Here is a 12602-nt window from a genome sequence, read left to right as displayed (position 1 = left end):
GAATCAACGGTAGGTGTCGGGATAGTCATGGTACTTGCCGATCTCCACGTCATCGAGGACAGCCAGCGCATCCGGCGAGTGGACGGCAAGCGAGCAATACAGCGAAATCAGATACGACGCGATCGCCTGGTTGTTGATCCCCATGAAGCGGACCGACAGGCCCGGCCCCTGCTCGCCCGCGACGCCGGGCTGATAGAGGCCGACGACGCCTTGTCGCTTGTCGCCGACACGCAGCAGCAGGATCTTCGTCTTGCCGTCGGCAAGCGGCACCTTGTCCGACGGAATCAGCGGAATGCCGCGCCACGTGAGGAACTGCGAGCCGAACAGGCTGACGGTCGGTGGCGGCACGCCGCGCCGCGTGCATTCGCGGCCGAACGCGGCGATCGCGAGCGGATGCGTGAGAAAGAACGCGGGCTCCTTCCACACTTTCGTCAGCAATTCGTCGAGATCGTCGGGTGTGGGCGCCCCCGTCAGCGGAAACACGCGCTGTTCTTCGGCGACGTTCGCGAGCAGCCCGTAGTCGGGATTGTTGATGAGCTGGCTCTCCTGCAGTTCCTTGATCGTCTCGATCGTCAGGCGCAGTTGCTCCTTGATCTGATCGTGCGGGCTGCTATAGAGATCGGAGATTCGCGTGTGCACGTCGAGCACCGTGCTCACCGCGTTCAGGAAATACTCGCGCGGCTCTTCCTCATAAGGCACGAAGGTGCTGGGCAGCGCGCCCTCATCCTCGCGCGCGGTGCAGGCGGCCCGCACCGCCTCCGGGTTCTTCACCTGATTCAGACGATAGATGCCGGCCTCGACGGGCACCCATTGCAGCAAGTGCGTCAGCCACCGCGGCGTGATCGTGGAAAGCTGGGGAACAGTCTTGGTGGCATTGGCGAGTTGCCGTGCTGCGTTGTCGCCGAGCGCCGTCTGGCCGCTCACTATCGTCGACATGAAAGACTCCGGGGGCTATAGAACGAAATCGAAAATGCTTATCAGGAGAACGCATTATCGAGACGCCATTCGGGCGGCTCAACATGCTATAGACGACAATTCGGGGGATCGGACGGGAACTCAGCGTGCGGTTGACAGCGGCGCGTTCGACGCCGGCGCCGCACCGAATCCGTGTGGCGCCGATTCGGATACCTCGCCGGAAGGCGTCAACAGCCGCGCGATCGGCACGCCGAATGCGCGCGCGAGCTTGTCGACGGTGACGATCGACGCGATCGCGGTGCCGCGCTCGATCTCGCCGACATACGAGCGGTTCAACCCCGCATGCTCGGCGAGTTGCTCCTGCGACCACGCGCGCGCCTCGCGCAACTGGCGGATCGCCGCGCCGAAACGTTGAACGAGCGCCGTCATCGCAACGCCCCCGCGGCGGAAAGCGTCGCGCCGTTCACGCCATTCACGTCGCACACGCCATTCGCGCCGCTCGCGCCCGGCGAAGAGGCCGCCGCGTCTGCCGGCCGCGCCGGATCGCTGCGCGTGACGGCCTGCGTGACGTGGCTGCCGGGCGCGACGTCCTGCGTGATCCAGACGTTGCCGCCGATCACCGCGCCCTTGCCGATCGTCACGCGGCCGAGAATCGTCGCGCCCGCATAGACGACGACGTCGTCCTCGACGATCGGGTGGCGCGCGAGGCCTTTTTCGAGATGCCCGGACGCATCCCTCGGAAAGCGCTTCGCGCCGAGCGTGACCGCCTGATAGACGCGCACGCGCTCGCCGATGATCGCGGTCTCGCCGATCACGACGCCCGTGCCGTGATCGATGAAGAATCCGCCGCCGATCTGCGCGCCGGGATGAATGTCGATTCCCGTCTGCGCGTGCGCATGCTCGGCGACGATGCGCGCGAGCAGCGGCAATTCGAGGCGATACAGCGCGTGCGCGAGCCTGTGATGGATCATCGCGAGCACGCCGGGATAGCAGAGCAGCACCTCGTCGACGCTGCCCGCGGCCGGATCGCCATGAAACGCGGCGAGCACGTCGCTGTCGAGCAGCGCGCGGACGTCGGGCAGGCGCGCGGCGAACGCGCGCACCGCCGCGTCGGCTTGCGCGCCGATCGCGGCTTCGGCCTGCGCGGCGGCGTCGTGCCGAACCTTGTAGCGCAACTCGAGCTGAGCCTGCGCGAGGAGCGCGTGCAACGCGTCGTCGAGCGCGTGGCTCACGTAGAAATTTTCGCTCTCCTGCCGAAGATCGGGCGGCCCGAGACGCATCGGAAACAGCACGCCCTTCAATGTCTCGACGATGCCCGCGAGCGCCTCGCGCGCCGGCAACTCGCGTCCGCCGGGCTCGAGCGAGCGGCGCTGCACTTCGCGCCAACGCTGACGCACGGTTTGAAGCGATTGAACGATGTCGTCGATGTCGAATACCGCCACGGCTGCCGCTCCTTGTTGCTTCCTGTTGTTTCTCGTTGCTTCCCGTCGCCGGTCGCGGCGCGAGCCGAATCAATCAGCTCTGCTGCCAGGGCAAGCCGTGCAGACGCCAGCCGTTGATCGCGCCGCGGTGGCCCGCGTCGTCGATCTCGCCCTCGAAGCCTTCGAGCACGTTGAACACTTGCGCGAAGCCCGCTTTTGCCGCCGCTTCCGCGGCGAGCGCCGAGCGATGGCCGCTGCGGCAGAGCAGCAGCACGACCGCGCCCTTGCCCGTCTTCGCTTCGAGCTCGCGCACGAAGCGCGGATTGCGCGTGAGGCTCGTGCCCGTCGCCCAAGGCACATGCAGGCTGTCGGGCACGTGGCCGACGAACGTGCGCTCCTCCGCGGTGCGCACGTCGACGAGTTGCGCGTCGCCCGCCGCCACGAGCGCCCACGCGTCGCGGGGCGATACGCCGCCCGCGTACGGCAAGCCCGCCGCGCGCGCGGCGTCGCGCGCCGCATCGAGCACGGCCTGAGTGGAGCGTTCTTCGAGGTCGATCGTCATGGCGTCTCCTTATCGATATCGCGCAGCGTGCGCGAAACATGGGCCAGGCTCGACGGCGAGTGCCGTCTATAGCCATCGAGAGCTCACTATGAAAGAGCCGCCGCAAAAGCCGAACCAATTATTTTTCATTTCGAAATGAAGCCGTGCATGCGGGCGATAGTCGGGATCGCGCATTGATCCGGACGAAACGGAAAACCCGTGCGGCGCGGCCCCGGACGGCTTCACGTACGACGAAAGCGCGCTCGCGAAGCGCGGGCGCACATCGGCTTACGCTACCATTACACGTCATGCCTCTTGCGAAAAACGCCATGCCTCATGCTTTCTGGCCTGAACGGGCCGATCCGTACCAATTCCTCGAAGAGCTGGACAGCGCCGCGAGCGTCGACTGGGTCGATGCGCAAAACGCCCGCACGCACGATGCGCGGTGGCTGGACGATGCGCGCTACCGCGCGCTGGCCGATCGCTTCACGCAGGCGCTGCTGCCGCGCGAGCGCCCGGTGATCCCGCGACGCTGGCAGGACTGGGCATACGACGTCTGGCAGGACGAGCAGCATCCGAAAGGTCTGTGGCGGCGCACGCGATGGGCGGACTGGCGCAGCGGCCAGGCGGACTGGCAGACGCTAATCGATCTCGACGCGCTCGGCGAGGCGCAAGGCGTTCAATGGGTATTCGACGATCAGCTCATCCTCGAGCCGGACGGCGATCGCGCGCTGATCGTGCTGTCCGACGGCGGCGCCGACGCGGTCGTCATCCGCGAGTTCGACATCGCGCAATGCCGGTTCGTCGACGACGGCTTCTCGATCGAAGCGGCCGGCAAGCATTCGGTCGAATGGATCGATCGCGACACGATCTACGTCGGCTGGGACAACGGCGGCGCCACCGTCACGCGCTCCGGCTATCCGCGCGAGGTCCGGCGCTGGACGCGCGGCACGCCGCTGTCCGGCGCGCCCGTCGTATTTCGCGGCGCGCGCGGCGACATCTTCATCGACGCGCAATACGATCCGGTCGATCGGCATCACGCGATCGAGCAGGCGATCAACTTCTACGATGCGAACACGTATCGCCTCGCCGACGACGGCGCGTGGACGCGCTATGACGTGCCGCCGCACGTCGAGGTCGGTTACTGGAACGGATGGCTGCTGCTTCAGCCGCGGCTCGACTGGACCTGCGACGGCGTGCGCTACGCGGGCGGCAGCCTGCTCGCGATCCGCGAGGATGCGTTCATCGCCGGCGGCCGCACGTTCTCGACGCTGTTCGAGCCGAACGATCGCACGTCCGCGTGCGGCTGGACGCACACGCGCCGTTACGTGCTGGTATCGTGGCTCGACGACGTGCTCACGCGCACGATGCTCTGGTGTCCGGAACATCAGGACGACGGCGCATGGCGCTGGCATGCGCGCCCGTTCCCCGCGCGCGGGTTCGCGCAGGTGGACGTATCGCCCGTCGAACCGACGTTCGACGACGAGGTATACGTGAGCGTCGACGATTACCTGACGCCGCCCGAGTATTCGCTCGCGAATCTCGACGACGATCTGTCGGCCTGGACGCTGCTCGATCGGTGGCCGACGCAGTTCGACGCGTCCACGCTGGCGGTGCGGCGCGACCATGCACGCTCGCGCGACGGCACGCTCGTGCCTTATACGCTGGTCGGCCCGCGCGACGTGCTGGACGACGCGGCGCGCACGCCGCGTCCATGCCTGTTGAACGGCTATGGAGGCTTCGCGATCGCGCTCACGCCCGATTACGATCCGCTGCTCGGCATCGGCTGGCTGGAGAAAGGCGGCATCGCGGTCTTCGCCCATATTCGCGGCGGCGGCGAGTTCGGCACGCAGTGGCACGAATCGGTGCGGCAAACGGAACGGCAACGGTCGTTCGACGATTTCATCGCGGTCGCCGAGAAACTCGTCGCGGACGGCGTGACGACCGCCGCGCAACTCGGCATCCGCGGCGGCAGCAACGGCGGGTTGCTGGTCGCGGCGTGCATGATCCAGCGCCCGGAGCTGTTCGGCGCGGTGGTGAGCGACGTGCCGCTCCTCGACATGCAGCGCTATCCGCTGCTGCACGCGGGGGCGTCGTGGCTCGACGAATTCGGCGATCCCGACGATCCGGCGCATGCGCCGGCGCTCGCGGCATACTCGCCGTATCACCGGGTCGCGAGCGACGTCGCGTATCCGCCCGTGCTCTTCACGACATCGACGAGCGACGATCGCGTGCATCCCGCGCATGCGAGAAAGATGGTCGCGCGCATGCAGGCGCAAGGCCATCGGAACGTATGGCTGCTCGAGAAGACCGATGGCGGCCACGGCAGCGCCGACGCGATCGATACCGCCGAGCACGAGGCGATCGGATATGCGTTTCTGTGGAGCCACCTGTCCCGCGACGCGAATGACGCGCGCGAGTAAATCACCGTGACGAGGCGGGCGGCCGCCCGTCACCGGCCGCCGTCATTCTCCCGAATCACCGCCTCGGCCGCCGCCTCCGCCTCGCCCGCATGCGTTTCGTGCACCCGCGTGCGCAGCCCCGGCAGCGGCGCGTCCCCGTCGAGCAGATGCCCGCCGCGCACCTTCGTCTCTACCGTCGCCCGCATCGACAGCCCCACCCGCAGCGGATGCGCCGCCAGCTCCGACGCATCCAGCGAGATCACCACCGGCAAGCGCTGCACCACCTTGATCCAGTTCCCCGCCGCGTTCTGCGGCGGCAGCATCGAGAACGCGCTCCCCGTGCCCGCCGAGAACCCCTCCACCCGGCCCCGGTACGTCACCCGCGAGCCGTACAGATCCGATTCGAGCCGCACCGGCTGACCCACCCGCATGTGCCGGAGCTGCCCTTCCTTGAAGTTCGCCTCCACCCACACCTGCCGCAACTGCACCACCGACATCAGCGGCGCACCGGGCCCCACCTGCTGCCCGATCTGCACCGACCGCTGGCCGACCGTCCCGTCCACCGGCGACACGATCGTCGTGCGCTTCAGGTTCCGGTACGCGAGCTTGAACTGCGCGCCCGCCTGCTGCACCGCCGGGTTCTGCCCGACCGGCCGCTCGCTGCCCAGCGCGCGCGCCGCCTCCAGTTGCGCCCGCGCCCCCGCCAGCGCCGCCTGCGCGTTCGCGAGCGAGGACTTCGCCCGCGCCAGCTCCTCCGGCGCCACCACCTCCACCGACGCCCCCACCCGCGCCCGATACGCCTGCTGCGCGAGCGTCAGGTCCGCCTCGCGCGCCTTCACCGTCTGCTCGTACGTCCCCATCGACAGCCGCGTGTTCGCAACCTGCCGCACCGCCTGCGCAAGCTGCGCCCGCGCCTGCGCGAACGCCGCCGACGCGTCCGCGTCGTCGAGCTTCACCAGCGCCTGCCCCGCCTTCACCTGCTGCGTGTCCGCCACCAGCACGTCGGTCACCGTCCCCTGGATCTGCGCGGCGATCTGCACGACGTTGCCGGCCACGTAGGCATCGTCCGTCTCTTCGCTGAAGCGCCCGACGAGCCACCAGTAGAGCGCGGCGGCCAGCGCCGCGATCGCCAGCACGCCGAAGAACAGCGCGAAGCGGCCGCGCCGCGCCGCACGGCGCGCGGCGAGCGACGCCGCGGTTTCGGGATGCGGCCGCGGCCCGGGCTCCGGCGCGGGCTTCGCGGGCGCGCCGCCGATGGCGGCCGGATCGGTCGGCGCCTTCGCGCGCGGGGTGGCGGTGGCGGTGTCGTTCAAGGGCTTCGCGTGCGTGATGTCGGCGGCGCCGGGCTGCGCGGGCCGGCTCGATGCGCTTCGATGCCCGGCGGCGGTGTCGGTCGAATCTCTCGTATTCACAATGATAGTGGCGTTGGTGTGGATGTCTTCGCGCTCGATGGCTTCGTCACAGGCTCCTGCGATGCGTTTGTACCCGATGCGTTCGCGCATCGATCCCGGCGGACAGCGATGCATCGGAAGCCTCCACCGCGGCAATCGTCATCCCGCCGCCGTTCGGCCATCCGCCGCGCCGCGCGATCCCGATCAATCGTGTCGCGTGTCGTTCGCCGCGGCCGGCGGCGCCGCCGCGAACGGCTTGCCCGCCTGCGCCAGCGGCGCGCCGTCCGCCTGCCGGGCGTCGAAGCCCCCGCCCAGCGCACCGATCAGCCCCACCCGCAGCGCCCGCCGCCGCGCCTGCAGCTCGATCGCGTGCGTGCGCTCGTCCAGCAGCGTCAGCTTCGCCATGTCGACGTCCTTGCGCATCCCCATCCCGCGCCGGTGCCGGTCCTCCGCCAGCGCCACCATCCGCTGCGCCGCGCGCACCGCCTGCTGCTGCTCCCCGAGCAGCGCATCGACCGTCGACAGCGACGTCAACTGCCGCGCCACCTCGCCCAGCGCCGCATCCACCGTCTGGTTGTACAGCGCCAGCGCCACCTCCGCGTTCGCCACGTCGCCCCCCAGCTTCGCCTTCAGCCGGCCGCGATCGAAGATCGGCAGCGACAGCGCCGGCCCGATCGAGCCCCCCAGCGCGTCGTGCCTGAACAGCGACGCCGGCGCGAGCGCGAACAGCCCGCCCAGCGCCGCCAGGTTCACGTCCGGGTAGAACGCCGCGCGCGTGCCGTCGATCGTCGCATACGCCGCCTCCACCCGCAGCCGCGCCGCGACGATGTCCGGCCGCCGGCCCAGCAGCTCCGCCGGCAGCCGCCGCGGCAGCGGCGCGTCCGCGGGCGGCGCGAGCCTCGGCCGCGCGAGCGACAACCCCCGTTCCGGCCCGCGCCCGCTCAGCACCCCCAGTTGCAGCTTCTGCAACTGGATCTGCTCGTCGGTCAGCGCGATCTGCTCGAACAGCTTGCTGCGCTTGAGCGCCGCGTCGTCCGCGTCGTAGCCGTTGTCGATCCCGCGCGCCGCGCGCTCGCGCAGCACCGCCTCGACCTGCTCGCTCGCGCGGCGCTTGAGCTGCAGCAGCTCGCGCAGCGCATACGCGCGATCCAGCTCGCCGTACAGCGTCACGATCGCCACCGACAGCGCGAGCCGCGCCTGCTGCGCCTCGACCCGCGCCGCGTCGCGCATCGACAGCAGCCCGCGCGTGGCCGCCGCGTTCTTGCCCCACAGGTCCAACTGATAGTTCAGCCCGACGAACAGCGACGACGACGACACCACCGATTCGCCGACGAGCGGCACCGACACCGGCAAGCCGTTCAGCGTCGTATTGATGGTGCCGCCCGAGCGCGGCACGTGCGCCTTGGACAGCGACGCGCCCGCCTTCGCGGTGAGTCCCGTCAGCGATTCGAACTGCTGCAGTTGCGACTGCGCGACGCCGATGCGCGCCTGCGCGGCCTGCAGCGTCGGGTTCTGCCGCAGCGCTTCGTCGACCAGCGCATCGAGCTGCGGATCGCCAAGCTGCCTGACCCAGTCGGGGCTCGGCCAGGCGCCGTGCGCGGCGCCCCCCGTCGTTTGCGCGAGCGCGTCGTCGCCCGGCGCGCGCGGCGCGAGCGCCGGCTCGAAGCCCGACGGCGCGCAGCCGGCGAGCGCCCACGCAAGCGCGGCCGCCGCGAGCCGGCGCGCCGCGCGGCTGCCTGCCGTGGTCGTTGCGGTCGTTGCCGCTTGCGTTGCGGTCGTTGCCGCTTGCGTTGCGCTCTGCCTCATGCTCGTGACGCGTGCCTCGTTCTCATATCCCTCTGTCCGGCCTGCTCCGGTCATTCCTGCCGCACCGGCTCGCGCGCCGCCGCGCCCGCGCGCGCATCGTCGAACGATCCCAGCCGCCCGAACAGGCCGTCGAGCACGCCCAGCGCGATCCCCCGCAGCTTCGCGCCCTTCTCCCGCTCGCACAGCACCACCTGAACCACCTGCCATAACGTCAGCAGACTCGGCACCAGCGCCACCGGAAACCGCAACCCGTACTGCAGCCCCAGTTGCATCGCGTTGCGCGCGCCGTAGTACCGGCGCAGCCACCCGTGATGCATCGCCGTCAGCTCGAACGGCCCCACCTTGTGCCGGCGCCGCGCGCCGATCCGGTGCGTCAGCACGAGCGACGGCACCACGTACAGCGGCACGTTGTGCGCGAGCGCGCGCAGGCAATACTCGGTGTCGACGTGATCGATGAACAGCGCCTCGTCGAATCGCCCGAGCCGCGCGTACGCGGCCCGCGAGATCACGCTGCCCGACGAGATCAGGAACGCGCAGCGCCGCGGCCCCGTCTCGCCCTCCACCCGCACGCGGCGCACCGTCACGCCGCTCGTCATCAGCACCGGCAGGAAGCGCCGCTCGTTCGCGTCGTAGATCCGCGGCCCCGCGATGAATGCGCCCGCGTGCGCGCCCGCGCCCAGTTGCGCGCACGCCTCGCGCATCCGCGCGAAGTACGCGGCCGGCACCGTCGAGTCCTGGTCGAACAGCGCGACCGCCTCGACGCCCTGCGCGAACAGCGCCGACAGCCCCGCGTTGTACGCGCCCGCCACCCCGCCGCGGTTGCCGTGGTGCTGCCACACGACCCTCGTCCGCGCCGACAGCGCGCGCACCCGCTCGCGCGCCGCCGCGTGCTCGTGCGGCGTGTTGTCGATCACCGCGAGCGCATCGCTGTCGCGCGCGAGCGCCTCCAGCCCCGACAACTGCTCGTCCGTCGGGTCATACAGAATCACCAGCGCGCCCAGGGTCGCCATCGCTCTTCCTTCCTCCTTCCGTGGTTCGAGCTTCGGCGTGCTCGCCTCGCCATCGCGGCGATGCGCCGCATCCTCAGGACTTCGATGCATCGCCGCTCGCCTTCGCCTCAATGCCCGAGCGCCGCCGCCGCGCCCCGCTTCGGCCGTGTCAGCCACATCAGCCCCGCCAGCAGCAGGCACGTCGCGCTCGCCATGCAGAACATGTCGTTCGTCGCCATCATGTACGCCTGCTGCCGCACCACCTGGTGCAGCGAGCTCAGCTCGCGCACGCCGTGCAGCCCCATCGCGTGCAGCGCGTCCACGTACCGCTGCGTGTTCTCCGACGCGCGCGTCACCGACTGCGACACCACCGCGTAGTGATACGTCGCCCGGTTGTCCCACCACGTCACGCTCAGCGCCGTGCCGAACGCCGCCGACAGCGTCCGCAGGAAGTTCGACAGGCTCGACGCCGCCGCCAGCCTGTCGTCCGGCACCCGCGACAGCGTCGCCGCCGTCAGCGGGATGAAGAAGCACGGCAGCCCCATCCCCTGGATCAGCCGCGGCGTCACCACCTGCGCGAACGTCATCGACAGCGTGAAGTGCGTGCTCCACCACATCACCGCCGCGAACACCCCGAACCCGAACGTCACCAGCACCCGCGCGTCCAGCCGGCTCGCGTACAGCCCCACCAGGATCGAGAACGCCAGCGCCAGCACCCCCATCGACGCCGTCGCCAGCCCCGCCTGGTACGCCGTGTACCCCATCACCGCCTGCAGCCACAGCGGAAACACCACCCCCACCACCGAGAAGCTCATCATCCCCAGCGAGATGATCACCACGCAGAACGTGAAGGTCCGCTCCCGGAACAGGCTCAGCTCCACCACCGGATGCGCCTCGCCCAGCTCCCAGATCAGCAGCGACACGAGCGACACCCCCGCCGTGATCGCCAGCCCCGTGATCAGCGGCGAATCGAACCACCCCCGGTCATGCCCCAGATCCAGCATCGCCTGCAGCGCGCCCACGCCGATCACCAGCAGCACGATCCCCGGCACGTCGATCGGACTCGCCTCGCCCCGCTGCGCCTGCGGCCGCAGCATCAGCGCGCACACCGCGAACGAGAACAGCCCGATCGGCAGGTTGATCAGGAAGATCCACGGCCACGAGAAGTTGTCGATCAGCCAGCCGCCCACCACCGGCCCGAAGATCGGCGCGAGCAGCACCGTCATCCCCCACAGCGCCAGCGCCAGCGTGCGCCTGGCCGGCGGGAACGCGCGCATCAGGATCGTCTGCGACAGCGGCACCATCGGCCCCGAGAACAGCCCCTGCAGCGCCCGGCACGCCACCAGCACCTCCAGGTCCCGCGCGAGCCCGCACAGCAGCGACGTCAGCGTGAACAGAAGCACCGACGCGACGAACAGCCTGAGCTCCCCCACCCGCCGCGCGAGCCACCCCGTGAGCGGCACCGCGATCGCCGCGGCCACCGAGTACGAGCTGATCACCCACGTGCCCTGGCTGTTCGCCACCCCGAGGCTGCCCGAGATCGCCGGCACCGCGACGTTCGCCACCGTCGAGTCCAGCACCTCGATGAACGTCGCGAGCGACAGCGCGAACGTCAGCAGCGCGAGCTTCGCCCCGCGCAGCGGCGCGACGGCGGGCGGCGCCACGCCGGCCCTGGCCCGATCCGCCGGCAACGCCTGCGCGCTCATGCCGGCTGCGCCTGCCGCGCCGCGACGCCCGGCGCGAAGCGCTCGATGAAGCGCGCCGCCTCGTCGCAGCCGTTCGGCTGCGCCGCCATCCGCGCGCGCACCTCGGCGCAGCGCGCGGCCAGCGCCGCGTCGCCCAGCACGCGTGCCAGCGCCCGCGCCAGCGGCTCGCCGCGCACTGGCGCGTCCAGCCGCACCCCGCAGCCGCTCGCCGCCACCCGCTGCGCGTTGTCGAACTGGTCGTGCGCGAACGGCGTCACCACCTGCGGCACGCCCGCCGCGTACGCCAGCGACGCCGTGCCGATCCCGCCGTGATGCACCAGCGCCCGGCACCGCGGCAGCAGCGCCGCGAGCGGCACGTAGCGGCGCTTGAGCAGCGCCGCGCCCGGCGTCTTCGCTGCCGTTGGCCCCGTCGTCCCATCCCATGCCGCCGGCGCGTCCGGCGCGAGCAGGATCCCCCGCACGCCCGTCGCCCGCAGCACCTGCGTCACCGCCCGCTCATACGTGCGGCCGTCCACCCGCGTCGAGCCCGCCGTGAACACCACCGGCGCCTCGCCCGACGCGACGAACGCCTCCAGCTCCGCATCCGCCTGCGCCGGCCCCGCGTCGTTGAACAGCGGAAACCCGCTTTGCAGGTGATTCGCCGGCCAGTCCGGCTGCGCCGGCGCGAACCACGACGGAAACAGGCACAGCACCCCGTCCGTCGAATGCAGCCACCGCCCCAGGATCCGCTTCGCCGGCGCCAGGCCCAGCGCCTGCCGCGCCGCGTTCAGCTCCGGGCCGCACACCCGGTCCAGCACCTGCCGCTCGATCAGCGTCATCAGCCCCGCCTTCACCGCCAGCGGCAACCCCGCCGGGATCGTCAGCCGCTTGTGCGTCGGCGGCGCGTGCGCCGACAGCAGCGTCGACGGCGACACCTGCACCGACACGTAGCGCGTGCCGAAGCGCTCCTGCATCAGCCGCGCCGAGAACGCCCACAGCGTGCCCACCAGCACCGTGTCCGCGTCGCTCAGCGCGCGCAGCACGTCGAAGTGCGGCCGCACCACCGGCGCGATCACCCGCCACAGCGTCCGGAACGACGTGCGCGGTTCCCACAGCGCCGGGTCCGCCATCGCCTGCGCGTAGTCCTCGGCCGTGCCCACCGGCACGAACGCGAACCCGCTCGCGCGCACCGCCGCCTCGAACGGCGCGTGCGTGCAGAACACCACCTCGTGGCCGCGCGCCGACAGCGCCCGGCTCACCCCCAGCAGCGGATGCACGTCGCCCGCCGACCCGATCGCCGTCACGATTACCTTCGCCATCGCTTCGTCATCCCATCCCGCGCGGCAGCCGGCGGCACATCCGGCCTCGCCAAACGTTCGAACCGGATCGTCCATCCCCGGCCGGAATCCGTCCGCCTGCCGCCGAACGAACGCCTGCGTCATACCGATGCGC

General features: G+C 70.6%; 10 protein-coding genes. 1 reads left to right on the top strand and 9 read right to left on the bottom strand.

Annotation, left to right across the window (positions count from 1 at the left end; translation table 11 throughout):
• Window positions 1-3: 3 nt before the first annotated feature.
• From WS92_RS07705 to WS92_RS07690, 4 genes are all read right to left on the bottom strand, one after another.
• A complete protein-coding gene (locus tag WS92_RS07705; protein WP_059932872.1) occupies window positions 4-936 on the bottom strand; it encodes a family 2A encapsulin nanocompartment shell protein in 933 nt (310 codons plus the stop codon).
• A gap of 120 nt (window positions 937-1056) precedes the next feature.
• Window positions 1057-1344, bottom strand: coding sequence for a helix-turn-helix domain-containing protein (locus WS92_RS07700; protein ID WP_006027002.1), 288 nt, complete (start codon window positions 1342-1344; stop codon window positions 1057-1059).
• Window positions 1341-2357, bottom strand: a complete 1017-nt coding sequence (gene epsC / locus WS92_RS07695; protein WP_059932874.1) for a serine O-acetyltransferase EpsC — start codon at window positions 2355-2357, stop codon at window positions 1341-1343. Before epsC ends, WS92_RS07700 begins: the two co-directional genes overlap by 4 nt.
• 73 nt (window positions 2358-2430) lie before the next feature.
• Window positions 2431-2898 carry a rhodanese-like domain-containing protein gene (locus tag WS92_RS07690; RefSeq protein ID WP_059932876.1) on the bottom strand — a complete coding sequence of 156 codons (468 nt, stop codon included), beginning with the start codon at window positions 2896-2898 and terminating at the stop codon, window positions 2431-2433.
• A 308-nt stretch (window positions 2899-3206) separates the two neighbouring features.
• On the opposite strand from WS92_RS07690, the gene WS92_RS07685 reads away from it, so the two are divergent.
• Window positions 3207-5300 (top strand): prolyl oligopeptidase family serine peptidase, encoded by a 2094-nt coding sequence (locus tag WS92_RS07685; protein WP_059932877.1) that lies wholly within the window; start codon window positions 3207-3209, stop codon window positions 5298-5300.
• Window positions 5301-5329: 29 nt separating this feature from the next.
• Here WS92_RS07685 and WS92_RS07680 read toward each other — a convergent pair whose 3' ends face one another.
• From WS92_RS07680 to WS92_RS07660, 5 genes are all read right to left on the bottom strand, one after another.
• A complete protein-coding gene (locus WS92_RS07680; protein ID WP_061083848.1) occupies window positions 5330-6592 on the bottom strand; it encodes an HlyD/EmrA/EmrK family protein in 1263 nt (420 codons plus the stop codon).
• 282 nt (window positions 6593-6874) lie between these two features.
• Window positions 6875-8476: an efflux transporter outer membrane subunit gene (locus tag WS92_RS07675; RefSeq protein WP_059931572.1), complete on the bottom strand. Its 1602-nt coding sequence runs from the start codon at window positions 8474-8476 to the stop codon at window positions 6875-6877.
• Window positions 8477-8526: 50 nt separating this feature from the next.
• Complete coding sequence (locus WS92_RS07670) at window positions 8527-9486, bottom strand: glycosyltransferase family 2 protein (RefSeq protein ID WP_059931570.1); 960 nt, start codon at window positions 9484-9486, stop codon at window positions 8527-8529.
• A 107-nt stretch (window positions 9487-9593) separates the two neighbouring features.
• Window positions 9594-11171 carry a DHA2 family efflux MFS transporter permease subunit gene (locus WS92_RS07665; protein ID WP_059931568.1) on the bottom strand — a complete coding sequence of 526 codons (1578 nt, stop codon included), beginning with the start codon at window positions 11169-11171 and terminating at the stop codon, window positions 9594-9596.
• Window positions 11168-12469 (bottom strand): glycosyltransferase, encoded by a 1302-nt coding sequence (locus WS92_RS07660; RefSeq protein ID WP_061083847.1) that lies wholly within the window; start codon window positions 12467-12469, stop codon window positions 11168-11170. Before WS92_RS07660 ends, WS92_RS07665 begins: the two co-directional genes overlap by 4 nt.
• Between the last annotated feature and the right edge of the window lie 133 nt (window positions 12470-12602).

The organism is Burkholderia sp. MSMB1588 (genome assembly GCF_001546925.1).
GTDB lineage: Bacteria > Pseudomonadota > Gammaproteobacteria > Burkholderiales > Burkholderiaceae > Burkholderia > Burkholderia humptydooensis.
This window is presented reverse-complemented; position numbering and strand designations above follow the sequence as displayed.

Excerpts from the sequence above, each read along its gene's own strand:
- WS92_RS07670 (WP_059931570.1), bottom strand. The coding sequence starts at position 9,486 with ATGGCGACCCTGGGCGCGCTGGTGATTCTGTATGACCCGACGGACGAG.
- WS92_RS07700 (WP_006027002.1), bottom strand. The coding sequence starts at position 1,344 with ATGACGGCGCTCGTTCAACGTTTCGGCGCGGCGATCCGCCAGTTGCGC.
- WS92_RS07675 (WP_059931572.1), bottom strand. The coding sequence starts at position 8,476 with ATGAGGCAGAGCGCAACGCAAGCGGCAACGACCGCAACGCAAGCGGCA.
- WS92_RS07685 (WP_059932877.1), top strand. The coding sequence starts at position 3,207 with ATGCCTCATGCTTTCTGGCCTGAACGGGCCGATCCGTACCAATTCCTC.
- WS92_RS07705 (WP_059932872.1), bottom strand. The coding sequence starts at position 936 with ATGTCGACGATAGTGAGCGGCCAGACGGCGCTCGGCGACAACGCAGCA.
- WS92_RS07660 (WP_061083847.1), bottom strand. The coding sequence starts at position 12,469 with ATGGCGAAGGTAATCGTGACGGCGATCGGGTCGGCGGGCGACGTGCAT.
- WS92_RS07690 (WP_059932876.1), bottom strand. The coding sequence starts at position 2,898 with ATGACGATCGACCTCGAAGAACGCTCCACTCAGGCCGTGCTCGATGCG.
- WS92_RS07665 (WP_059931568.1), bottom strand. The coding sequence starts at position 11,171 with ATGAGCGCGCAGGCGTTGCCGGCGGATCGGGCCAGGGCCGGCGTGGCG.